General features: G+C 69.7%; 24 protein-coding genes. 20 read left to right on the plus strand and 4 right to left on the minus strand.

Annotated elements, in window-relative coordinates:
- Nucleotides 1-2: 2 nt before the first annotated feature.
- Both ACFXC1_RS07270 and ACFXC1_RS07275 read right to left on the minus strand, forming a co-directional pair.
- Nucleotides 3-647 carry a response regulator gene (locus tag ACFXC1_RS07270; RefSeq protein WP_262062155.1) on the minus strand — a complete coding sequence of 215 codons (645 nt, stop codon included), beginning with the start codon at nt 645-647 and terminating at the stop codon, nt 3-5.
- Nucleotides 648-669: 22 nt separating this feature from the next.
- The gene (locus tag ACFXC1_RS07275; RefSeq protein ID WP_381239996.1) at nt 670-1830 is read right to left on the minus strand and encodes a sensor histidine kinase; all 1161 of its coding nucleotides are present in this window, start codon (nt 1828-1830) and stop codon (nt 670-672) included.
- Between the two features lie 196 nt (nt 1831-2026).
- Between ACFXC1_RS07275 and ACFXC1_RS07280 the strand changes: the two genes are divergently transcribed.
- Nucleotides 2027-2209 (plus strand): hypothetical protein, encoded by a 183-nt coding sequence (locus ACFXC1_RS07280; RefSeq protein WP_381239999.1) that lies wholly within the window; start codon nt 2027-2029, stop codon nt 2207-2209.
- Between the two features lie 293 nt (nt 2210-2502).
- Nucleotides 2503-3225: a response regulator transcription factor gene (locus ACFXC1_RS07285; RefSeq protein WP_381240002.1), complete on the plus strand. Its 723-nt coding sequence runs from the start codon at nt 2503-2505 to the stop codon at nt 3223-3225.
- Nucleotides 3226-3452: 227 nt separating this feature from the next.
- Here the strand turns inward: ACFXC1_RS07285 and ACFXC1_RS07290 are convergent, their stop codons facing one another.
- Complete coding sequence (locus tag ACFXC1_RS07290) at nt 3453-4256, minus strand: EamA family transporter (RefSeq protein WP_381240004.1); 804 nt, start codon at nt 4254-4256, stop codon at nt 3453-3455.
- A 164-nt stretch (nt 4257-4420) separates the two neighbouring features.
- On the opposite strand from ACFXC1_RS07290, the gene ACFXC1_RS07295 reads away from it, so the two are divergent.
- The 8 genes from ACFXC1_RS07295 (at nt 4421) to ACFXC1_RS07330 (ending at nt 12078) form a co-directional block, all read left to right on the plus strand.
- Nucleotides 4421-5275, plus strand: a complete 855-nt coding sequence (locus ACFXC1_RS07295; protein WP_381240007.1) for a LysR family transcriptional regulator — start codon at nt 4421-4423, stop codon at nt 5273-5275.
- Between the two features lie 163 nt (nt 5276-5438).
- Nucleotides 5439-6089, plus strand: a complete 651-nt coding sequence (locus ACFXC1_RS07300) for a GntR family transcriptional regulator (protein WP_381240010.1) — start codon at nt 5439-5441, stop codon at nt 6087-6089.
- 61 nt (nt 6090-6150) lie between these two features.
- Entirely contained in the window at nt 6151-6900 is a 750-nt protein-coding gene (locus tag ACFXC1_RS07305; protein WP_381240012.1) for a PIG-L deacetylase family protein, read from the plus strand.
- Nucleotides 6901-6902: 2 nt separating this feature from the next.
- Complete coding sequence (locus ACFXC1_RS07310) at nt 6903-7607, plus strand: 4-carboxy-4-hydroxy-2-oxoadipate aldolase/oxaloacetate decarboxylase (protein WP_381240015.1); 705 nt, start codon at nt 6903-6905, stop codon at nt 7605-7607.
- Nucleotides 7604-8737, plus strand: coding sequence for a 4-oxalomesaconate tautomerase (locus ACFXC1_RS07315; RefSeq protein WP_381240016.1), 1134 nt, complete (start codon nt 7604-7606; stop codon nt 8735-8737). The genes ACFXC1_RS07310 and ACFXC1_RS07315 overlap by 4 nt, the downstream gene beginning before the upstream one ends.
- Nucleotides 8718-9668 (plus strand): catechol 2,3-dioxygenase, encoded by a 951-nt coding sequence (locus ACFXC1_RS07320; protein WP_381240019.1) that lies wholly within the window; start codon nt 8718-8720, stop codon nt 9666-9668. The genes ACFXC1_RS07315 and ACFXC1_RS07320 overlap by 20 nt, the downstream gene beginning before the upstream one ends.
- Before the next feature lie 125 nt (nt 9669-9793).
- Nucleotides 9794-11131, plus strand: a complete 1338-nt coding sequence (locus ACFXC1_RS07325; RefSeq protein ID WP_381240022.1) for an MFS transporter — start codon at nt 9794-9796, stop codon at nt 11129-11131.
- 152 nt (nt 11132-11283) lie between these two features.
- Nucleotides 11284-12078: an alpha/beta fold hydrolase gene (locus tag ACFXC1_RS07330; protein WP_381240025.1), complete on the plus strand. Its 795-nt coding sequence runs from the start codon at nt 11284-11286 to the stop codon at nt 12076-12078.
- Here the strand turns inward: ACFXC1_RS07330 and ACFXC1_RS07335 are convergent.
- Complete coding sequence (locus ACFXC1_RS07335) at nt 12075-12488, minus strand: cupin domain-containing protein (RefSeq protein ID WP_381240028.1); 414 nt, start codon at nt 12486-12488, stop codon at nt 12075-12077. The genes ACFXC1_RS07330 and ACFXC1_RS07335 overlap by 4 nt on opposite strands.
- 233 nt (nt 12489-12721) lie before the next feature.
- Between ACFXC1_RS07335 and ACFXC1_RS07340 the strand changes: the two genes are divergently transcribed.
- From ACFXC1_RS07340 to ACFXC1_RS07385, 10 genes are all read left to right on the plus strand, one after another.
- Nucleotides 12722-13294: a carboxymuconolactone decarboxylase family protein gene (locus ACFXC1_RS07340; protein ID WP_381241121.1), complete on the plus strand. Its 573-nt coding sequence runs from the start codon at nt 12722-12724 to the stop codon at nt 13292-13294.
- A 76-nt stretch (nt 13295-13370) separates the two neighbouring features.
- Nucleotides 13371-13673, plus strand: coding sequence for a sugar ABC transporter substrate-binding protein (locus tag ACFXC1_RS07345; RefSeq protein WP_381240031.1), 303 nt, complete (start codon nt 13371-13373; stop codon nt 13671-13673).
- Between the two features lie 179 nt (nt 13674-13852).
- The gene (locus tag ACFXC1_RS07350) at nt 13853-14764 is read left to right on the plus strand and encodes a LysR family transcriptional regulator (RefSeq protein WP_381240034.1); all 912 of its coding nucleotides are present in this window, start codon (nt 13853-13855) and stop codon (nt 14762-14764) included.
- Nucleotides 14765-14861: 97 nt separating this feature from the next.
- Nucleotides 14862-15782: a VOC family protein gene (locus ACFXC1_RS07355; RefSeq protein ID WP_381240037.1), complete on the plus strand. Its 921-nt coding sequence runs from the start codon at nt 14862-14864 to the stop codon at nt 15780-15782.
- Nucleotides 15783-15814: 32 nt separating this feature from the next.
- Nucleotides 15815-17263: an NAD-dependent succinate-semialdehyde dehydrogenase gene (locus ACFXC1_RS07360; protein WP_381240040.1), complete on the plus strand. Its 1449-nt coding sequence runs from the start codon at nt 15815-15817 to the stop codon at nt 17261-17263.
- A gap of 6 nt (nt 17264-17269) precedes the next feature.
- Nucleotides 17270-18040 carry a fumarylacetoacetate hydrolase family protein gene (locus ACFXC1_RS07365; RefSeq protein WP_381240043.1) on the plus strand — a complete coding sequence of 257 codons (771 nt, stop codon included), beginning with the start codon at nt 17270-17272 and terminating at the stop codon, nt 18038-18040.
- Nucleotides 18037-18408 carry a VOC family protein gene (locus tag ACFXC1_RS07370; protein ID WP_381240046.1) on the plus strand — a complete coding sequence of 124 codons (372 nt, stop codon included), beginning with the start codon at nt 18037-18039 and terminating at the stop codon, nt 18406-18408. The genes ACFXC1_RS07365 and ACFXC1_RS07370 overlap by 4 nt, the downstream gene beginning before the upstream one ends.
- 26 nt (nt 18409-18434) lie before the next feature.
- Nucleotides 18435-19238, plus strand: coding sequence for an alpha/beta fold hydrolase (locus ACFXC1_RS07375; protein WP_381240049.1), 804 nt, complete (start codon nt 18435-18437; stop codon nt 19236-19238).
- Entirely contained in the window at nt 19235-19723 is a 489-nt protein-coding gene (locus ACFXC1_RS07380) for a GlcG/HbpS family heme-binding protein (protein ID WP_381240052.1), read from the plus strand. Before ACFXC1_RS07375 ends, ACFXC1_RS07380 begins: the two co-directional genes overlap by 4 nt.
- 3 nt (nt 19724-19726) lie before the next feature.
- Complete coding sequence (locus tag ACFXC1_RS07385) at nt 19727-20755, plus strand: methionine synthase II (cobalamin-independent)-like protein (protein ID WP_381240055.1); 1029 nt, start codon at nt 19727-19729, stop codon at nt 20753-20755.
- The last annotated feature ends 129 nt before the right edge of the window (nt 20756-20884 follow it).

The following is a 20884-nucleotide window of genomic DNA, read 5'->3' on the forward strand; positions in this document are numbered from 1 at the left end:
TGTCACACGTTCTGCAGATAGGCCAGCACGGCCAGCACCCGGCGGTGTCCGCTGTCGCTCGGCGGCAGGCTCAGCTTCAGGAACACATTGCCGATGTGCTTGCTCACCGCGCGTTCCGTGACGACCAGGGTCTTGGCGATCGTCGTGTTGTCGTGGCCCTCCGCCATCAGCTTCAGCACCTCGCGCTCGCGCGGGGTCAGCGAGTCCAGCGGTGAATTACGGCGCCGGGTGAGCAGCTCGGTCACCACCTCGGGGTCGAGCGCCGTACCGCCGGCCGCGACCCGGTCCAGCGCGTCGAGGAACTCGTCCACGCGGCCGATCCGGTCCTTGAGGAGATAGCCGACCCCGCTCGCCCCGACGCCCAACAGCTCGGCGGCGTACGACTCTTCCACGTACTGCGAGAGCACCAGCACCGGCAGCCCCGGGATCTTCTCCCGTGCCTCCAGAGCGGCCCGCAGCCCCTCGTCGCGGAAGCCGGGCGGCATCCGCACGTCCAGCACGGCCACGTCCGGCCGGTGTTCGAGCAGCGCGGGCAGCACCTCGGGCCCGCTGCCGGCGACGGCCACCACCTCGTGCCCGGCCGACGTCAGCAGGAGGACCAGGCCCTCCCTGAGCAGGGCGTTGTCCTCGGCGATCACGACTCTCATGACAGTCCCGCCTCAACTACGCTCACCAGACGCACGGCAGCTCCACTTCGATCACGGTAGGTCCCCCCACGGGGCTGGTCACAGTCACACTGCCGTCGAGCGCGGCGACCCGTCGCTGCATGCCCAGCAGCCCCGATCCCCCCGCTTCGTCGGCACCGCCCCGGCCCTCGTCGCGCACCTGGACGCGCAGTCCGGTGCGGGCGCGGGCGAGACGGACCTCGGCGCGGTCGGCGCCGCTGTACTTGGCCGCGTTGGTCAGCGACTCGGCGATCACGAAGTACGCCGCCGCCTCCACCGCAGCCGGAGCGCGCGGCCCGTCGTGTCCGTCGGTCAGCCCGTCCACGGTCACGGTGACGGCGAGCACGCTGCTCGCGGCCAGCGCGCGCACCGCGCCGACCAGGCCCCGGTCGGTGAGGATCGGTGGATGGATCGCGCGGACGACGTGCCGCAGATCCGTCAGCGCCTCCTCGGCCAGCGTCTGCGCCTCGTCGAGCATCCGGCGGGCCGCCGCCGGGTCCTGGTCGTAGGCCCGCTTGGCGAGCCCGATCCGCATCGACAGCGACACCAGCCGGGCCTGCGTCCCGTCGTGCAGGTCCCGCTCGATCCGGCGCAGTTCGGCCCCGTGCGCGGCGATCGCGCCCGCCCGGGTCTGCACCAACTCCTCGACGCGTACGGCCAGTTGGGCCTTCGGGGAGGGCTTCAGCAGGGCGGTCGACCACTCGGCGTCCAGGTCCGCCAGCCGGCTGATCAACGGCAGGACGACGGCCTCGCGGCGCAGCAGCCCGCACCACACCCCGTCGACGACCAGACCCAGCGGCCACAACGGCAGCATCAGCACGGGCAGCGCGCCGTAGGCGTAGTAGGCGACCATCCAGCGGAAGTCGGTCAGCGTGCTCGGATCACGGACCGCCGTGCGCAGCCGCTCCCGGACGGTGCCGTTCAGCGGCTGGTACGCCTCGGGGATCTTCCGCCCCGTCCAGGCGCCCGCCTGCTGCCGCTTGGCCCCGGCGATCCGCCGTATCAGCAGCACGGTCTCGGGCAGCATGAACGCGCCGACCACCGAGACCGTGAGGATCGCGGTGATCAGGAGCACGGTGATGAAGATGTAGGACCCGAAGGCCATCGCGGCGGAGACGACCAGATGGAGTGTCGCCCGGCCCGCCTGCCGCAGGGTTGCGCGCATGGAGATCAGGTTAGGCGCAACGGCCCGGGCACGCGGGCCGCGCGGCAGGGGTGCAGCCCACTCCACCACGGGCCCGGGAGACCGTTCCACCGAGGGTTCGGGAGAACACTCCCTCGTGTCGTCGGGCGGACGACGGAATCGTTGAAGCACCACGTCAACCAAGGTCCAAGTCTGCTCGATCCGGAGGAAACCATTCATGAAGCCGCTGCTCGCGTCGAGACCCGTGCTGTGGTTCCTGTTCCTGTTCAACCTGGCCGTCGCCATCGCCGCGCCCTTCGTCGCCCACGGTCCGCAGGCCGTACTGACCGGCGTCGGCATGGGCGCTGTTTCGCTCGGGGCGGGCATCAGCCTGTTCCGCACCCGCCGGAAACCGGTCTGACGCCCCCACGCGAGGCAATGTGTCCACGGACCCGGCGCCGATCTGGGGGAGTGGCCGACGACCGGGTCCGGGACAACGCCGACCCCCGTCCCCACGGGTTCGGCGCGGGGGCCGCCTTCCGCTCAAGACGGCCCCGGCTCTGGTGAGCAAGGGCTCAGCTGTGCTCCTGCTTTCCGTGACCCGTCCGCATGGCCGGGCCTTCCTTGAGTTAGGCAAGCATATGCGACTTACTTGAGTCAAGCAATCGAATGGATATTGCTTGAGTCAGGCAAGCAGGACGGTAGGCTGAGCGCATGTCCACGTACGGCAGCATCAGTGAGACACGATCACTCGCCCGCGGCGGCGGGCAACACCTGCTCGTCGCCGTGGACGAGCCGGACAACGCCGAACTCCTCTCCACGACACTGGAGTTGGCCGGCTACCGGATCGGGACGGCCGGAAGCGGCAGCGAGGTGGTGTCGCGGCTTGCGGAGCAGCGGTTCGAACTGGTCGTCATCGACGCGGAGTTGCCGGAGATGGACGCCCTCGAACAGGGCGGCCGACTCGTCACGCACCGCCCGCCCGTCCTGCTGCTCACCGCCTGGGACGCCCTGGACAAACTGCTACCCGAACTGGGCTCGGGGGAGCGGGACTACGTCACCAAGCCGTTCCGGATCGCCGAAGTGCTAGCCCGTATCCAGGTGTTACTGCGTACCGGGGGCGGCGGCCGGGACGGTGCCTTGCACTATGCCGACCTGGTCCTGGACGACACCACCTGCCAGGCACGCCGCGGCCGGCGCACACTCGATCTCACACCAGCGGAGTACCGGCTGCTGCGCCACCTCCTCGTCAACGCGCACAAGGTGCTGTCCAAGGAGCAGATCAGCCGGTACGTCTGGGGCGACTTCCGCGGCGACAACGCGATGGAGCAGCTGATCTCCCGCCTGAGGCGCAAGGTGGACCAGGAGGGGGCGGCGCTGATCCATACGCGGCGGGGGTTCGGGTACTGGCTCGGGCGGGCGGCCGGCGAGAGGTGAGCGCGCCCCGTCGGGCAGTTGCGCGGGATTCGCGGAGCAAATACGGACACCTCGCGAAGTGGGGTGCCGGGCGGTGTCGCGGTGACGTGGCGTCGTCCTTTTTCCTTTCCTACTGGCCCGCAGGCCCAGTTCATCACCGGCACCGATCTGCTCGTCTACGGCGGGCAGGCCCGCGTGGATGCGTCGGCACAGGCGGCACTGACGGAGGAAGGTTGGGCCTCGGCCGTTCAGTTTCGTGGCGTGAGAATGCTCAGCGCGTTCGCCGCCACGATGGCACCGATGCCCGCCCACTCCGCCCAGCCCAGCCGCTGACCGAGGCCGATCCAGCCGACCACGGCGGCGAGTACCGGGTTGACGCTCATGAACAGCCCGAAGGCCGGAGCCGGCACCCGGCGCAGCGTGAAGAGATCAGCCAGATACGGCACCGCCGACGAGAGCACCCCGGCCGCCACCGCACATCCGGCCGCCACGGGCGTCGGCGGATGCCGGACCGCGACGACGATCCCGACCGGCAGGAACATCAGCGCGGAGACCCCGGCCGCGGCCGCCGAACCCTGAGCCCCGGGGACACGGCTGCCGACCGTCCGGTTGAGCAGGATGTACGACGCCCAGCACGCGGCGGCGAGCAGCCCGAGGCCCATACCCAGGTAGTCGGCCGAGGGGCGGGGCCGCATCAACGTCACCACGCCCGCCGCCGCGATCAGCGCGTAACGGACGTCCACGCGCCGCCGGGTCGCGGCCAGCGCTATGGACAGCGGACCCAGGAACTCCAGCGTCACCGCCAGACCGAGGCCGACCCGGTCGATCGCGGTGTAGAGGGACAGGTTCATCGTCCCGAACACCACCGCCAGCAGCAGGACCGGCCACCACTGGCGCCAGGTGAACTCCCGCAGCCTGGGTCTGCCCACGGCGAACAGCACGGCCGCGGCGACGTACTGGCGCACCGCGACGACCCCCACCGGCCCGATGACGGGGAAGGCGAGGGAGCCGAGCGCGGCACCGATCTGGTTGGACAGCCCGCTGCCGGCCATGGTGGCCACCCCGGCAAGGCCCACCCGGGAAGACGGCCGCGGGGTGCCATGTGACGTGCTGGGCAAGGGAGTTGTCCCTGCAGAGGCTCCAGGCATGCTCCGATCGTGCGCCTCACCCGTACTTGCGCAAAATGCAATGACGCGGCGATCTATACGCTGGAGTCATGGATCTGGAGCTGAGGCAGTTGCGGTGTCTCGTCGCGATCGTCGACGAAGGCACCTTCACGGACGCGGCCATCGCACTCGGTGTGTCCCAGGCCGCCGTCTCCCGCACCCTCGCCTCCCTCGAACAGGCCCTGGGCGTAAGGCTGTTGAGGCGCACCTCCCGGTCGGTGACCCCGACGGGCACCGGGCTGCGGGTGGTCGCGCACGCCCGGCGGGTCCTCACCGAGGTCGACGACCTGGTCCTGGAGGCCACCTCGGGTCACGCCCATCTCCGCATCGGCTATGCCTGGTCGGCGCTCGGCCGGCACACACTCCCCTTCCAGCGCCGCTGGACCCGGTCGCACCCGGAGACCGATCTGCACCTGGTCCGCGTCAACTCGGCCACCTCAGGACTCGGGGAGGGCGCCTGCGACCTGGCCGTGGTCCGCCGCCCCCTCGACGACCGGCGGTTCGAGTCGGCCATCGTCGGGCTGGAGCGACGGCTGTGCGCCATGGCCTCCGACGACCCCCTCGCGCGCCGCCGCTCGGTCCGGCTGGCCGACCTCGCCGGGCGCACCCTCCTCGTCGACCGCCGTACCGGCACCACCACCGCCGACCTGTGGCCGCCCGACTCCCGCCCGGTTACCGAAGACACCCACGACGTGGACGACTGGCTCACCGTGATCGCCACCGGGCGCAGCGTCGGCATGACCGCCGAATCCACCGCCAACCAGTACCCGCGGCCCGGAGTCGTCTACCGTCCGGTGCGCGACGGCGAGCCCATCGCCGTAAGGCTCGCCTGGTGGAAAAAGGACCCGCACCCCGCCACCCAGGCCGTACTGGAACTGCTCACCGCGCTCTACCGAGAGCCGTAGCGGAGACGGTTCACCGCCCGTCCGTGGCCGGTCCACGGGCGGGCGGCGGCATGTCTGGGGTAACTATGGGCGGAAGCATGCCTGCAATACGGCGGACAAAATTGTTGACAATCTTGTTTGGCTAGATTTAGGTTCGACAGGCACTCACTCAGGGAGGGCAACGATGCCGAAAGAAGCCCGTCCGAGCACCGGGGAGCAGGCCAAGCAGCATGCGCTCACGCAGCTGCGGCAGGCGATCCTGCACGGCGACATGGCACCGGCACAGCGGCTGGTGGAGAACGAGCTCGCCGAGCAACTCGATGTGACGCGGGCCAGCATCCGCGCGGCGTTGATCGATCTGGCGGCCGAAGGACTGGTCGAGCGGATCCGCAACCGGGGCTCCCGGGTGCGGGTGGTGACCGTGGAGGAAGCGGTTGCCATCACGGAGTGCCGCATGGTCCTGGAGGGACTCTGCGCGGCCAAGGCGGCCGTCGCGGCAAGCGACGAGCAGCTGACCGAACTGGCGGACCTGGGCCGGGCCATGACCAAGGCCGTGGCCGACGGCGAGCCGGTGACGTACTCCGAGCTCAACCACGAACTCCACGACAAGGTCCGGGAGTTCTCCGGCCAGCAGACCGCCGTGACCCTGCTGGAACGGCTCAACGCCCAACTGGTGCGTCACCGCTTCCAGTTGGCGCTGCGACCGGGGCGTCCGCAGCAGTCCCTGAGCGAGCATCTGGCCATGATCGAGGCGATCACGACCAGGGACCCGCAGGCGGCCGAGGCGGCCGTCCGCGCCCATCTCACCAGTGTGATCGAGGCGTTGCGCGACTGAGGCGCGGCGGCTGGGCACGCCTGGGGCGGGCGCACACCTGTCCACCAAGGAGATTGACGCAATGACGCACGGCAACGCGCCCGCACCCCCACGATCGACACTCGTCGTCACGGCGCACGCCGGGGACTTCGTGTGGCGGGCGGGCGGAGCCATCGCCCTGGCCGCCGCCCGTGGCGAGAAGGTCACCATCGCCTGTCTGACCTTCGGCGAGCGCGGCGAGTCCGCCAAGGCGTGGCGCGAGGGCAAGCAGCTGGACGAGATCAAGGCGATACGGAGGGACGAGGCCGAGCGCGCCGCGGCCACCCTCGGCGCCGAGGTCCGTTTCTACGACGCCGGCGACTACCCCCTGGTCGCCACCGCCGAGTTGACCGACCGGCTCGTCGCCGTCTACCGCGAGACACAGCCGGACGTCGTCCTCACCCACCCCACCGAGGACCCGTACAACGGCGACCACCCGGCCGCCAACCGGATGGCACTGGAGGCCCGCGTCCTGGCGCAGGCCATCGGCTACCCCGGCGAGGGCGAGATCATCGGCGCCCCGCCGGTCTTCTACTTCGAGCCGCACCAGCCCGAGATGAGCGGCTTCAGGCCCGAGGTCCTCCTCGACATCACCGAGGTCTGGGACACCAAGCGCAAGGCGATGGAGTGCCTCGGCGCCCAGCAGCACCTGTGGGACTACTACACCGACCTCGCCGTCCGCCGGGGCGTCCAGCTCCAGCGCAACGCCGGGCCGAACCTGGGCCTGGCCCACAAGACGATGGCCGAGGCGTACATGCGCCCGTACCCGCAGATCGCGAAGGAGCTGGCATAGCCATGGGCGGTGTGATCGTCACCAACCCGCCGAAGGCGGACGCGCAGGACGTCGAGGCGCTGGCCACCTTCGGTGTGGCCACCGTCAGCGAGGCGATGGGCCGCACCGGTCTGCTCGGTCCCTCGATCCGCCCTGTCCAGCAGGGAGTTCGGGTCGCCGGCACCGCTGTCACCGTGCTCAGCTGGCCAGGCGACAACCTCATGATCCACGCGGCCGTGGAGCAGTGCGGCGAGGGCGACATCCTCGTCGTCACCACCACTTCCCCTTGCACGGACGGCCTGTTCGGCGAGCTCTTCGCCACCGCGCTCCAGCAGCGTGGGGTGCGTGGTGTCGTTCTCAACACCGGCATCCGCGACACCCAGGAACTGCGTGACATGGGTTTCGCCGCCTGGTCCCGTGCCGTCTCCTCCCAGGGCACCGTCAAGGCCACCGGCGGCTCGGTCAACGTGCCCATCGCCATCGACGGCCAGGTCGTCCGTCCCGGTGACGTGATCGTCGCCGACGACGACGGCGTCGTGGTCGTACCGCGCGAGAAGGCCCGCGAGACCGCCGAGAGGTCCGAAGCCCGCGAAGCGAAGGAAGCAGCCACCCGCGCCGCCTTCCTCGAAGGCCAACTCGGCCTGGACCGCTACGGGTTGCGCGACACCCTCAAGCAACTCGGCGTCGAGTACCGGTCGTACGAGGAGTACACCGGAGCAGGGTCGTGACCGGGCCCGCGGAGGTGCGCTGCATGCTGATGCGCGGCGGCACCTCCAAGGGCGCCTACTTCCTGGCCGAGGACCTCCCCGCCGACCCCGCCCTGCGCGACGACCTGCTGCTGCGTGTCATGGGCAGCCCCGATCCGCGCCAGATCGACGGCCTGGGCGGCGCCCACCCGCTCACCAGCAAGGTCGGCGTGGTCTCCGTCTCGGCCGACCCCGAGGCCGACGTCGACTACCTGTTCCTCCAGGTCGCCGTCGACCGCCCCGAGGTCACCGACCGGCAGAACTGCGGCAACATCCTCGCCGGAATAGGGCCGTTCGCCGTCGAGCGGGGGCTCGTGGCCCCCGGTGACGGCGAGACGTCCGTCCGCATCCGCATGCTCAACACCGGGGAACTGGCCATTGCCACCTTCCCCACTCCCGGCGGCCGGGTTGACTACACCGGCACCGCCGAGATCTCCGGCGTGCCCGGCACCGCGGCCCCCGTGGTGATCGAATTCCCGCAGGGCGCAAGCCCGTTGCTGCCGACCGGACGCATCCGGGACGTGATCGCCGGCACCGAGGTGACGTGCGTCGACAACGGCATGCCGGTCGTCCTGATCCCGGCCGCCGCGCTGGACGTCACCGGCTACGAGAGCCCCAAGGACCTCGAAGAGAATCTGACTCTCGCCGACCGCCTCCGGGAGATCCGCCTGGAGGCGGGCAAGCTGATGGGCCTCGGGGACGTCGAGAACACCACCGTGCCCAAGCTCAGCCTGCTGGCACCGCCCCGGGGCGGCGGAGCGGTGACGACCCGCACCTTCATCCCCGTGCGCTGCCACACGTCGATCGGCGTCCTGGGCGCCGCGAGCGTGGCAGCGGGACTGCTCCTGCCCGGAGCGGTGGGAGAGGGGATCGCGGACGTCCCCGTACAAAGTGACCGAATTCGCATCGAACATCCCAGCGGATTCCTAGACATCGAAACTAGCGTGACCCCCGCATCCGGCGAGGCCGCTCCCGTGGTCCGCAGAACCGCCGTGGTGCGCACCGCCCGCAAGATCTTCGACGGCACCGTCTTCCCCCGGTCCGTCGAAACGGCCCCCACACCCGCACCCGTACGACCCCTTGGAGGCAACGATGGCTCCGCCGCTCGGTGACATCGCCCATATCGGCCACGTCCAGCTCTTCACCCCGGACCTGGACGCCAGTGTCGCCTTCTTCACCGACTACCTGGGCCTCACCGTCAACGGCGGGGACGGCGACACCGTCTACCTCCGGACCTACGACGACTACGAGCACCACAGCCTGGTCCTCACCGCCCGTGAACAGCCCGGCCTCGGCCGCCTGGCCCTGCGCACCTCCAGCGAGGAGGCCCTCCAGCGCCGTATCAAGGCGATCGAGGAGGCGGGCGGCACCGGCAGGTGGGTCGAGGACGAGCCAGGACTCGGCAAGCTCTACGTCACCACCGACCCGGACGGCCATGAGCACGCCCTCTACTGGGAGAGCGAGCACTACCAGGCCCCCGACGAGCTGAAACCGGCGCTGAAGAACCAGGCGCAGGCCAAGCCCAACCGGGGTGTCGGAGTTCGGCGGCTGGACCACATCAACTTCCTTGCCGCGGACGTGCTTTCCAGCGCCGAGTTCCAGCAACACGTGCTGGGGGCGAGGCCGACGGAGCAGATCCGGCTCAACAGCGGGCGGATCGCGGCGCGTTGGCTGACGTACACCAACAAGTCGTACGACGTGGTCTACACGGAGGACTGGACCGGTTCGAACGGGCGGCTGCACCACATCGCCTTCGCTACCGACACCCGTGAGGACATTCTGCGCGCGGCCGATCTCGCCATCGACACAGGCGTGTTCATCGAGACGGGCCCTCATAAGCACGCCATCCAGCAGACGTTCTTCCTCTACGTCTACGAACCCGGCGGCAACCGCGTCGAGTTGTGCAACCCGCTCACCCGACTCGTCCTGGCGCCCGACTGGCCGCTGATCACCTGGACCGAGGAGGAGCGGAAGAAGGGGCAGGCCTGGGGCCTGAAGACCATCGAGTCCTTCCACACGCACGGGACTCCGCCGGTCGGCTGAGCCGCGCGCAAGATCCACCGGAGTCACCCCCATGCGATTGTCGATGAGATTGTTGACAAAAACGTTGACTATCTGGCGGGTGACTCCTTAGCGTCTGGCGCACCAAGCACGAGAGGTAACCAACGATGTCTTCCTCCCCCTCCCCGTCCCCCGCTCTGTCCGCCCGTATGAGCCGGCTGGCCCTCCTGGTCATCGGTCTGTGCTGGCTGGCCGTCCTCTTCGACGGCCTCGACATGTTCATCTACGGCTCGGTGCTCCCGCACCTGCTGGAGTCGAAGACCTTCGGTCTCACCCCCGACCAGGCCGGCGACCTCGGCAGCTACGCCACCTTCGGCATGCTGGTGGGCGCCCTGACCGCGGGCACGGTCGCGGACCGGATCGGCCGCAAGCAGCTGATGATCGCCTGCGTGACGCTCTTCTCGCTGGCCTCCGGCATCTGCGCGATCTCGGGCAGCGTCGAGGTCTTCGGCCTCGGCCGCACCCTCGCCGGCGTCGGCCTCGGCGGTCTGCTGCCGACCGCGATCAGCATGGTCTCCGACTACGCCCCGCGCGGCCGGACCGCCCTCACCATCGGCATGCTGATGACCGCCCACCACGCCGGCGGCATCCTCTCCGCCTACGTGGCCAAGTGGCTGGTGGACCCGGTCGGCTGGCGCGCCGCCTTCTGGGTCTGCGTCCTCCCGCTGCTCTTCGTCCCGGTGCTGCTGAAGTTCCTGCCCGAGTCGCTGAGCTTCCTGGTCGCCAAGGGGCGCACCGACGAGGCCACCGCCCTCGCCGAGCGCTTCGAGGTCGAACTCCCCGCGGCCACCGGCAAGAAGACCGCGGCCGACCGCTGGGACGCCCTGCGCAACCTCTTCACCGGCGACCAGTGGATCCAGACCCTGCTGTACTGGTTCGCCTCCTTCGGCGGCCTGCTCCTCGTCTACGGCGTCGCCACCTGGCTGCCCACCCTGATGCGCTCCGAGGGCTACGCGCTCGCCGACGCCCTCACCTTCGTCGTCGTCTTCAACCTCGGCGGCATCGTGGGCATGCTCGTCGCCGGCCGCGCCGCCGACCGCTTCGGCGCCCCGCGCATCTCGTCGATCTGGTTCGCGCTGACCGCCGTGGGCGTCTTCCTGCTCGGTGTCCACATGAACCAGGCCGTCACGATGCTGGTCGTCTTCCTCACCGGCGTCTTCCTCAACAGCGCCCAGACGATGATCTACGCGACGGTCTCCATCCGCTCCACCCCCGACAACCGCGCCACCGCGGTCGGCTGGACCTCCGGCATGGGCCGCTTCGGCGCCGTCTTCGGCCCCTGGCTCGGCGGCCAACTGCTCGCCTCCGGCAACGGCGACTGGGGCTTCACGTCCTTCGCCGTCGCCGGTCTGTCGTCCATGGTGTTCATCGGCATCGCGGCCCTGCGCAGCTCGAAGCAGGCTGCCCAGAGCAGCACCCCGCAGGAGCTGGTCGGTACCCACTGACCCGGGCAGGGTGCACAGAGGCAGGACCGGACGCCGGCCACCGCAGGGGATGCGGGGGCCGGCGTCGGTGCGTCCACCGGCACAGGGGACGACACGCCACGTACGGAGCAGGGTCGCGGACCGTCGTGGGGGACGGCGTCACGCTCTACGGCATGACCGAGAGCTGGGATGTACGGCGGGTGGGACCGGCGGATGCGGCGCGCAGGGTACTGATGATCCCCGGCGGCCTGTGCACGGCCGAGTTCTACGCCGAGGTGATGGCCGAACCGGCCCTGGCCGGACTGGAGTTGACCGCAGTCACGCAGCCGGGCTTCGGACCGACGAGGGCACCCGCGGACGTCTCGATGGACAACTACGCCCGGTTGATGGCGGGGTACGCGGCACAAGTCCGCAGCGACGTCGTCGTGGGCCACAGCCTCGGTGCCAACGTGGCCATCGAAATGGCCGCGGCCGGCCTCTTCACCGGGCCCCTCGTACTGCTGTCGCCGACCTTCTCGCGCGGCGACGAGGCGACGTTCCTGGCCGTGATGGACATGCTGGGCAGGGTCCCCGTACTCGGGAACGCGGCTTGGACCGGCATGCTGAAGCTGCTGCCCAGGGCCGTCAAGAACGACATGCTGAAGCGCCTGCCGCCCGAGCGGGCGCAGAAGTTGGCAGACGTCATGGGCGGCAACGACCCGGCGAACTGCCGCCGGATCGTGCGCCGCTACTACGCGTATCTGGACCGGCACCGGGCCCTGGTCGCCCGGTTGTGCGCGTCCGGTGTCCCGGCCTGGGTGGTGCGTGGCGACCACGACGAGATCGGTCTGACGGACGCCGAGCGCCGCGAGCTGGAGGCCTGCCCGCAGGTCCGTATGGTCACGGTGCCCGACGCGGGACATCTCGTCCTGGTCGACCAGCCCGCCCGCGTCGCGGAGGTCGTGCTCGCGGCCAGTCGGCTCGGCTAGTCGTCCTTGCCCATCTGGTCCTCCGCCGACAGGTGTTCCACCGTCCTGCCCGTCTCAGTGAACGTCCGGGTGACGTACCCGGACGAGTACACCCACAGGATGCGCAGCGGGGTGTCGCCCACGTTCCGGAACAAGTGCGGGATCGGTGAGGGGACGTACGTCGTGTCGTACTGCTCCAGCTTCGTCACCTCGCCGTCGACCCACACCTCCGCCTCGCCCTCCAGGATCGTCACGTGCTCGTCGCAGTTGTGCGAGTGCAACGGCGCCCCGGAGCCGACCGGATACACGCTCATGCCACTGGTGATCAGGTTCTCCCCGCCCGCCGACGGCGTCGTGATGAGGGGGGTCGAGGCGACGGCACCGCCCCGGTCGAGCACGGGCACGGACGCGACCTTGATGATCGTGGTCATCCGGAGTTCCTTTCCACTTACACACGTCTGCGTCGAACGACGTTAGGCCTCGTGCGGAGGAATGGGTGCCCTCTGGCGTGCAGCTTTACCTTGCATTTCCAGAGGGGTGAGCTTTCCGGACCCGGCTGTACGGTCGGCACGCATCGCACGGATTCACGCACCGTGCACGTAACGCGCCGGAAAGAAAAGGCAGGTATCGGCCCATGAGGCTCCCCGTTCTCACCGAAGAGGAAATGGACCAGCGCCAGCAGGAACTGGCCGCCCGCATCGCCGGCCGGCGCGGCGCGGTCCGCGGCCCCTTCCGGGTCTGGCTGCACAGCCCGGAGATGTGCGAACGGGCCGAATCCCTCGGCGCGTTCGCCCGCTTCGACAGCAGCCTCCCCAAGCACCTCAGCGAACTCACCCTGCTGATGGCCGCCCGCAACTGGGACGCGCAGTACTCCTGGAACGCCCATGTGCACCAGGCGATCGAGGCCGGTATCCCGGAGGCCGCCGTCAAGGCGATCGCGGAGAAGCGCGAGGCCGTCTTCGACAACGAGGCGGACCAGGCCTTCTACCAGTTCTGCCGCGAGATCCTCGACGAGCACTTCGTCACCGACGACACCTTCGCCGCCGCACTGGGGCACTTCGGCTCCAAGGGCCTCGTCGACACCATCGGCGCGCTCGGCAACTTCACCATGCTCGGCATGTGCCTCAACACCTTCCAGGTGGACCTCCAGGTCGACAGGGAACCCCCGTTCCCCGACATCCGCGGCTACGGCCGGATCGCCCCGGACGGCACTGACGGCACCGAGCCACGCCCGTGACAACCCCGGGGGAGACGCGGTACTTCGCGTCCGGGGCGTCACCAAGAGCTTCGGCGGAGCAGCCGCGCTGAAGGGCGTGGACCTCGACCTCCACCCGGGCGAGGTCCACGCGCTGATGGGCATGAACGGGACCGGCAAGTCGACCAAGAAGGACGTGAAGATCGTGGCCGCCAACGGCACCGACGAGGGCCTGGCCGCCGTCAAGGACGGGCGGCTCTCCGCCACCGTCGCGAACTCGGCCATGTCGATCGGACAGACCGCGATCAAGAACGCCGTCGGGCTCCTGGCCAAGAAGAAGGTTGACAAGATTGCCAACATTCCTCTTTTGTTGGTCACCAAGGACAACCTGAGCAAGGCACCCCGGTACTGCCCCGAGTAGCACAGCCGCGCGGGCAGCGATGCCTGTCCCCGCGCTGTCCCGAGCCGCCCGTCCGGTACGTCGCCGGAATGTCCTGACAGAGCCGCTGCAAGGACATTCCGGATCCAGCCGGACCCCTACGCACGACCGGCACCGCCGCCGGGGCCCACCCCTGGCACACGTGGGCCTCCGGAGGAATCATGGACCGACTGCTCCTCATGCACAGCTTCGTCACCGTCGCCCGGACCGGCAGCTTCAGCGGCGCCGCCAAGAAACTCGGCTCGTCGGGCTCCCTCGTCTCGCGCCACGTCGCCGAGCTGGAGCGACAAGTGGGCGTCCGCCTCGTCAACCGCACCGCCCGCTCGGTGAGCCTCACCGAACCAGGGCTCCGGTACGCCGAGTTCGCGGCCCGCATCCTCGACGAGATCGAGGCCGAGGACGCCGTCATCTCCCACCTCCACGACCGCGCCGAGGGCACCCTGAGCATCATCTGCCCCAAGTGGATAGGCAGCCTGGACCTCGGCGACGCGATCGCCGCGTTCTCCGCCGCCCACCCCAAGATCCATGTCCGTTTCGAACTGGGCGGCATGTCGGACCGTACGTACGACTTCCTGGACAGCGGCTTCGACGTCGCCTTCCACACCCGGGACCTCCGCGACTCCAGCGTCCGGCTGAAGAAGATCGCCTCCCTGCCCTTCGTGCTCTGCGCCTCCGAGAAGTACCTGGAGCGCGGCGGCCCGCTCACCGAGCCCAACGGACTCGCCCACCACGAGTGCCTCGTCCACGTCAACGACCCGGTCTGGCGCATCGGCCACGGACACACGAGCACCCTGCACAAGATCCGCAACGTGGCGTTCTCCTCCAACTCCTACCTCGCGCTCCAGAAGGCCGCCGTCCACGGCCGCGGCATCGCCCTGCTCCCACAGCGCCCCGCCTACGACGACCTCCTCTCCGGCGCCCTCAAGGTCCTGCTGCCCGAACTCGCCGTACCCGACCGCCCGCTCTTCGCGATCTACGGCCCCGGCCAGGCCACCCCGCGCAAGGTCAGCGTCTTCCTGGACTTCCTCGCCGAATGGTTCTCGCAGAACCCCATTCCGGCCATCCGCGCGTAACTGCAAGAAACGATTGCGAATTGAGTCGAGCTCGGACCATTGAGGCCTTCACGCCCTGAAATCTAGGCTCGCCGGGCGACCCGCGAAACGAGGCATCATGGGAATCCAGAGAATCGAATCGGTCACCTACGGCATCGACGACGTAGACGAATGTGCCCGTTTCTTCGGCGACTTCGGGCTGTTCCTGCTGGAGCGCACCGAGGAGCACGCGGTGTTCGAGACCCTCGCCGGGCAGACCCTCCACCTGGACACCGTGCCCGGCCCGCTGCTGCCGCCGCCGGTGGAGGCCGGGCCGACGATCCGCGAGGTCGTCTGGGGCGTCGACACCCTTGAGGAACTGGCCCGGCTGGTCGCCGCCGCCGGCCGTGACCGCAAGGTCCACGAGAGCGCCGACGGGGTCTTCCACACCGTGGACGAGAGCGGCTTCGGCGTCGGCCTCACCCTGGCCCGCCCGAAGAACACGGACGTCACCCCGCGCCCCGCCAACGCGACGGGCAACGTCGACCGCTGGAACACCGCACTGGAACCGCTCACCCGGGCCTTCCCGCTGCGCATGTGCCATGTCGCGCTGAACATCGTCAAGGAGGGACGCGAGGAGGCCGTCGCGTTCTACACCGAGCGGCTCGGCTTCCGGCCCACCGACATCGTCGAACCGATGGGCGTCTTCATGCAGGCACCGGGCGACGACGACCAGCACACCATGCTGCTGTGCCACCGCCCCGACCGCGCCGGCGTCAACCACATCGCCTATGAAGTCCCCGGCTTCGACGACGTCATCGAGGGCGGCAACTACATGATCGAGCGCGGCTGGCGGGAGGCCCGCAGACTCGGCCGCCACACGGTCGGTTCGAACGTCTTCCGGTTCGTCCACGCCCCCTGCGGGGGCCGCGTCGAGTACGCGGCGGACATGGACCGGGTCGACGACACGTACGAGACCCGCGTCCACGAGACCACCCCGCCCCACCACATCTGGCAGCTGCGCTCCAACCGGGACCCGCAGGACGCCCCCGCCAACTGACTCTCCTCCCCAGCCTGAGAGGGCACCCACTCATGACCTCCGACCACGGCTACCCCGCCGTCCGCATGTACATCGCGGGCGAGTGGTGCCAGGGCGGCACCGGACGGACCGCCCCGATCGTGAACCCGGCCACCGAGAAGGTGATCGGCGACGTACCCCTCGCCACCACCGCCGACCTCGACCGCGCCCTCGACGCGGCCACCGAGGGCTTCCGCACCTGGCGCAACACGCCGATAGCCAAGCGCTCCGCGATCCTGCACGCCGCCGCCGACCTCATCACCGAACGCGCCCCCGAGATCGGCCGGATCATGGCCCAGGAACAGGGCAAGCCGCTCCGCGAGGGCACCACCGAGGCCCTGCGCACCGCCGACACCCTGCGCTGGCACATCGAGGACGCCCGCCGCGCCTACGGCCGGATCATCCCGTCCGCACCCGGCACCGTCCTCACCGTCCGCCGCGAACCCGTCGGCCCCGTCGCCGCGTTCGTGCCGTGGAACTTCCCCGTCGGCGGCCCCAACCGCAAGCTCTCCTCCGCTCTGTCCGCAGGCTGCTCGATCGTCATCAAGGCGTCCGAGGAGACTCCGGGTACGGCAGCCGCGCTCGTGGCCTGCTACGCCGACGCCGGACTCCCGGCCGGTGTGCTCAACCTCGTCTTCGGTGAACCGGCCGAAGTCTCCGCCCACTTGATCCCCTCGCCGCAGATCCGCCTGGTCGCCTTCACCGGCTCGGTCCCCGTCGGCAAGCTCCTCGCGGCCCAGGCGGGCGAGGTCATGAAGCCCACGCTGATGGAACTCGGCGGCCACGCCCCGGTCATCGTCTGCGCCGACGCCGACCCGGTGAAGTCCGCCCGCAAGGCGGCACAGACGAAGTTCTTCAACGCCGGCCAGGTGTGCACCTCACCGAGCCGCTTCTACGTCCACGAGAGCATCGTCGACGCGTTCACCGCCGAGTTCGTGAAGGCCGCCCAGGAAGTCACCGTAGGAGACGGCCTGGACGCCGACACCACCATGGGCCCGCTCGCCAACGAACGCCGACTGCAGGCCATGGAGAACCTGGTCGCGGATGCCGTCGAACGCGGCGCCCAGGTGCTCACCGGCGGTCAACGCCTCGCCCGCGACGGCTACTTCTACGCCCCCACCGTCCTCACCGACGTACCGGCGGACGCGAAGTTGATGCACGAGGAGCCCTTCGGCCCGCTCGCGCCGATCGTCCCGTTCACCGACCTGGACGAGACACTGACCCTCGCCAACGCCCTGCCGTACGGCCTGGCCGCCTACGGGTTCACCGAGTCCGCCGCCACCGCCGAGAAGCTCTCGGACGCGCTGGAGGCCGGCATCCTCTCCATCAACCACTGCGGCGGCTCCGTCGCCGAGGCCCCCTCCGGCGGCGTCAAGGCGAGCGGCCACGGCAGAGAGGGCGGCCCCGAGGCCCTCGACGCCTATCTGATCACCAAGCGTGTCTCCCACCTGCTGGCGGGCTGAACCGCCATGAGGTACACCCGAGTTGCGGTCGGCGGCCGGGCGGTCTGGGGCCGCGTGGGGGAGGAGGACATCGAGCTGCTGTCCGAGTCCCCGCTGGAAGGCGATCCGTCCGTCATCGGCACGGTGCCGGTCGCCGACGCCCAGTGGCTGCCGGTCGTCGTTCCGCCCGTGTTCTACGCGGTCGGCATGAACTACCCGCGCCACATCGCGCACGCCGGCGCCGGGACCCCGGACCGACCCGAGGTCGGCTACCGCGCCAACAACGCCCTCACCGGCCACCGTTCACCCATCGTCAAGCCGGCCGGGGTCGAGGGCCGCTTCGAGGCCGAGCCCGAACTCGTCGCCGTCATCGGCCGCACGCTCCGGCACGCCACGTACGACGAGGCCCGCAAGTCGGTGTTCGGCTGGACGATCGGCAACGACGTCAGCGCCCGCACCTGGCAGCACCAGGACCGCTCGTTCTGGCGCAGCAAGAACAGCGACACGTTCAAGCCGATGGGGCCCTGGATGGAGACCGACGTCGACGCGCTCGCCCAGACCACAACTCTCCGTGTGAACGGGGAGGTTCGCGCCTCGTTCGCCACCGGCGACATGGTCTTCGACCCGTTCGACCACATCGTCGAGCTCACCAAGCACATCACCATGCACCCGGGGGACGTGCTGTGGATGGGCGCCGAGTCCACCTGCCAACTCGAACCCGGGGACACCGTGGACATCGAGATCAGCGGTATCGGCGTCCTGTCCAACCCCGTACACAGCGAAGGGAATCCGTCATGAGCAGCGCACCCCGCTACATCCATCACGTCAACTTCCCCACCACGGACCCCGACCGGACCGCCGAGTGGTACACGAAGGTCTTCGGGATGAAGCGGATCATGCCCAGGTCCAACACCCGTGTGGTGCTGATGACCCGGGGCAACTTCGACCTTCACTTCACCCCGGTCGAGGAGATGGAGCGCATGGCGCCCTATCACTTCGCCGTCGAGGTCGACGACTGGGACGACTTCCTCGCCCACCTCAAGGACCTGGGCATCCGGCACACCCGGCCCATCGAACGGCCCGAGAACCAGTCGAAGTTCTGCTACATCCACGACCCCGACCACACCATGATCGAACTCGTCTTCCACGGCCGCCGCCCCAACTGACCCCGCGCGTACAGGAGGTCACGCCCATGCCCATCGCCGACTCCGACGGCACCTCCATCTACTACGAGCGCCACGGCAGCGGCCCGGCGATCCTGTTCGTGCACGGCAGCGGCGGCCACCACGCCGCCTGGTGGCAGCAAGTGGCCGCGCTGCGCGAGGAGTTCACGGTCGTCACCGTGGACCTGCGCGGCTTCGGCAGGTCCGACGCACCCACCCCTCCGAACTCGTCCAGGCCCGAGTTCGACGGCCAGGACTTCCCCGGTGACGTCGTCGCCGTACTGGACCAAGAGGACCTGACCGACGCCATGTTGGTCGGTCAGTCCATCGGCTCCGTCGCCGCCCTGCGCGCCGGACTGCTGCGGCCCGAGCGGGTCGGCTCCGTCGTGCTCGGTCACTCGCTGGGTGGCATCAGCCACCCCGAACTCAAGGAACTGGCCGCCGCCGACCGCGCCGAGGCCGTCAAACTCCCGGTCATCGACCGCCTGTTGACGAAGCGGTTCCAGGAGGAGCGGGCCGACCTCACCTTCCTGTTCCAGCAGATGGGCACGTTCAACGTGGCCAGGATGCAGGACCTGCGCAACCTCGACACCAACGGCCCGTCCCTGGACGACATCCAGGCCTCGGGCGTCAAAGTCGCCTTCCTCGCCGGCGAGAAGGACGCGGTGCTCAGCGTGAAGACCGTGACCCGCGCCCATGAACTGCTGCCCGGCTCGCACCTGGAGATCGTCCCGGACGCCCCGCACTCCATGTACTGGGAGACACCCGCCGAGTACAACGCCGCCGTCGCCCACCTGCGCCGCACCCTCACCGCACCGAAGGAAGCAGCATGAGCAGCCTCACCCTGGACGCCGCCGAGGAGATCATCGACGCCGCCCACAAACGCGCCCAGGCCATCGGGAAGGCGGTGAGCGTCGCCGTCGTGGACGCGGGCGGTTTCCCCATCGCCATCCGCCGTCCGGACGGCGCCCGCCCGCTCACCCCGGACATCGCCCGCGCCAAGGCGTACACGGCGGCCATTGTGCAGAGGCCCGGCAAGATGCTGAAGAAGTGGCAGGAGAGCCAGCCGGTCTTCTTCTCCCAGCTCTCCCAACTCCCGGGCGCCGCCATGCCGATCATGGCCACCGAAGGCAGCCTCACCATCAAGAAGGACGGCGAGATCATCGGCGGCCTCGGCATCGCGGGCGGCACCGCGGACGAGGACCAGCAGATCGCCGAGGAGGTCCTCGCCTCGCTCGGCTACGAACTGGAGTTCGACGCCTGGGGAGTCGCGGGCAAGCCCGCCCCGTCCTCGCCCTCGTCCGGAAAGGACGCATAGCCCATGGCGGATACGTTCAACTACCGCATCGACCATCACGGCAGCCTGGTCCGCCCGGCCGGACTGACCGCGGCCCGCGCGGCCGGCGACCCCGAGGCGCTGAAGGAGGCGCAACTCCAGGCGGTCAAGGAGGCCGTCGTCCTCCAGCGCAAGCTGCGCTCCACCGTCGTCACCGACGGCGACTTCCCCCGAGAAGACTTCCGCAGCGCGGTGTTTGACGGAGTATCAGGTTTCCGGCGTACGGACGAGACCGACGCCGACGGCCTGGTCCGCTGGGTCGCGGAGTCCCTCCCGAAGGCCAACGGCCCCCTGCTCGCTGACTGGGCGGCACGGCTCACCGAACTGACGGTGATCGCCCCGAAGGCCTCGCTGCCCTCGCCCGCGTACCTCGCCGCCACCACCTTCCAGCCCGGCCTGGGCCCGTCCTCCGCACGGGAGTTGGGGGAGGCCCTCGCGGAGATCGTCCTCACGGAGATAGAGACGCTGGTCGCCAAGGGTGTGCGCCTGATTCAGCTCAACAACCCCCTTCTCCTGGGGCAGTTGGCAACCGAACCGGCCGCCCCCGGCACGCTCTCCTTCGAGGACGCCCTCGCCGTGGACGCCTTGGCGGTACGCCTGGAAGAACGCCCTGATGGCGTACGCATCGCGGTGGCTCCCGGCCCCGTCGCCCCCGCCGCGATCGACTTGTCCCGTGCCGAGCAGCTCTTCGGCGGGATCGGCGCCGACCGCTGGATCCTGCCCTTCGACCAGGGCACCCCGGCCGAACTCGCCCTGGTCAAGGCCCTGCCCGAGGACCGTGACTTCTGCCTGGGTGTCGTCGACGCGACCGTGCCCGCGCTGGAGGACATCGACACGGTGATGGCGCGGCTCGACGCGGTCGGCGAGTTCAAGGACCTGGAGGACGGGGCCGTAGCGCCGTCCCGGGGCTTCGCCGATGTGGCGAACCGGCCGCTGCTGACCACCGAGGAACAGCGCCGGAAGATCGAGCTGGTGGAGACGATCGCCCGGTACGTGTGGGGCAACGAGTTCTGATAGGCACGGACGAGGGGGGGGGGGCGGGCGCCCCCGCGCCCCCCCCGGCCCCAGCGCCGCGGCCCCCCGTCTTTCCCGCTGTTTCAGTCTGGACGGAGGCGGCCAGATGCCGATGACCGCGTCCTGGGC

The sequence above is a fragment of the Streptomyces hokutonensis genome (assembly GCF_042751305.1).
Lineage (GTDB): Bacteria > Actinomycetota > Actinomycetes > Streptomycetales > Streptomycetaceae > Streptomyces > Streptomyces hokutonensis_A.

What these genes read in the sequence shown, in the direction of transcription:
- ACFXC1_RS07285 (WP_381240002.1), top strand. Translation starts at nt 2,503, where the DNA reads ATGTCCACGTACGGCAGCATCAGTGAGACACGATCACTCGCCCGCGGC.
- ACFXC1_RS07310 (WP_381240015.1), top strand. Translation starts at nt 6,903, where the DNA reads ATGGGCGGTGTGATCGTCACCAACCCGCCGAAGGCGGACGCGCAGGAC.
- ACFXC1_RS07385 (WP_381240055.1), top strand. Translation starts at nt 19,727, where the DNA reads ATGGCGGATACGTTCAACTACCGCATCGACCATCACGGCAGCCTGGTC.
- ACFXC1_RS07305 (WP_381240012.1), top strand. Translation starts at nt 6,151, where the DNA reads ATGACGCACGGCAACGCGCCCGCACCCCCACGATCGACACTCGTCGTC.
- ACFXC1_RS07280 (WP_381239999.1), top strand. Translation starts at nt 2,027, where the DNA reads ATGAAGCCGCTGCTCGCGTCGAGACCCGTGCTGTGGTTCCTGTTCCTG.
- ACFXC1_RS07370 (WP_381240046.1), top strand. Translation starts at nt 18,037, where the DNA reads ATGAGCAGCGCACCCCGCTACATCCATCACGTCAACTTCCCCACCACG.
- ACFXC1_RS07375 (WP_381240049.1), top strand. Translation starts at nt 18,435, where the DNA reads ATGCCCATCGCCGACTCCGACGGCACCTCCATCTACTACGAGCGCCAC.
- ACFXC1_RS07360 (WP_381240040.1), top strand. Translation starts at nt 15,815, where the DNA reads ATGACCTCCGACCACGGCTACCCCGCCGTCCGCATGTACATCGCGGGC.
- ACFXC1_RS07340 (WP_381241121.1), top strand. Translation starts at nt 12,722, where the DNA reads ATGGACCAGCGCCAGCAGGAACTGGCCGCCCGCATCGCCGGCCGGCGC.
- ACFXC1_RS07330 (WP_381240025.1), top strand. Translation starts at nt 11,284, where the DNA reads ATGACCGAGAGCTGGGATGTACGGCGGGTGGGACCGGCGGATGCGGCG.
- ACFXC1_RS07270 (WP_262062155.1), bottom strand. Translation starts at nt 647, where the DNA reads ATGAGAGTCGTGATCGCCGAGGACAACGCCCTGCTCAGGGAGGGCCTG.
- ACFXC1_RS07275 (WP_381239996.1), bottom strand. Translation starts at nt 1,830, where the DNA reads ATGCGCGCAACCCTGCGGCAGGCGGGCCGGGCGACACTCCATCTGGTC.
- ACFXC1_RS07295 (WP_381240007.1), top strand. Translation starts at nt 4,421, where the DNA reads ATGGATCTGGAGCTGAGGCAGTTGCGGTGTCTCGTCGCGATCGTCGAC.
- ACFXC1_RS07380 (WP_381240052.1), top strand. Translation starts at nt 19,235, where the DNA reads ATGAGCAGCCTCACCCTGGACGCCGCCGAGGAGATCATCGACGCCGCC.
- ACFXC1_RS07300 (WP_381240010.1), top strand. Translation starts at nt 5,439, where the DNA reads ATGCCGAAAGAAGCCCGTCCGAGCACCGGGGAGCAGGCCAAGCAGCAT.
- ACFXC1_RS07365 (WP_381240043.1), top strand. Translation starts at nt 17,270, where the DNA reads ATGAGGTACACCCGAGTTGCGGTCGGCGGCCGGGCGGTCTGGGGCCGC.
- ACFXC1_RS07325 (WP_381240022.1), top strand. Translation starts at nt 9,794, where the DNA reads ATGTCTTCCTCCCCCTCCCCGTCCCCCGCTCTGTCCGCCCGTATGAGC.
- ACFXC1_RS07320 (WP_381240019.1), top strand. Translation starts at nt 8,718, where the DNA reads ATGGCTCCGCCGCTCGGTGACATCGCCCATATCGGCCACGTCCAGCTC.
- ACFXC1_RS07335 (WP_381240028.1), bottom strand. Translation starts at nt 12,488, where the DNA reads ATGACCACGATCATCAAGGTCGCGTCCGTGCCCGTGCTCGACCGGGGC.
- ACFXC1_RS07350 (WP_381240034.1), top strand. Translation starts at nt 13,853, where the DNA reads ATGGACCGACTGCTCCTCATGCACAGCTTCGTCACCGTCGCCCGGACC.
- ACFXC1_RS07290 (WP_381240004.1), bottom strand. Translation starts at nt 4,256, where the DNA reads ATGGCCGGCAGCGGGCTGTCCAACCAGATCGGTGCCGCGCTCGGCTCC.
- ACFXC1_RS07355 (WP_381240037.1), top strand. Translation starts at nt 14,862, where the DNA reads ATGGGAATCCAGAGAATCGAATCGGTCACCTACGGCATCGACGACGTA.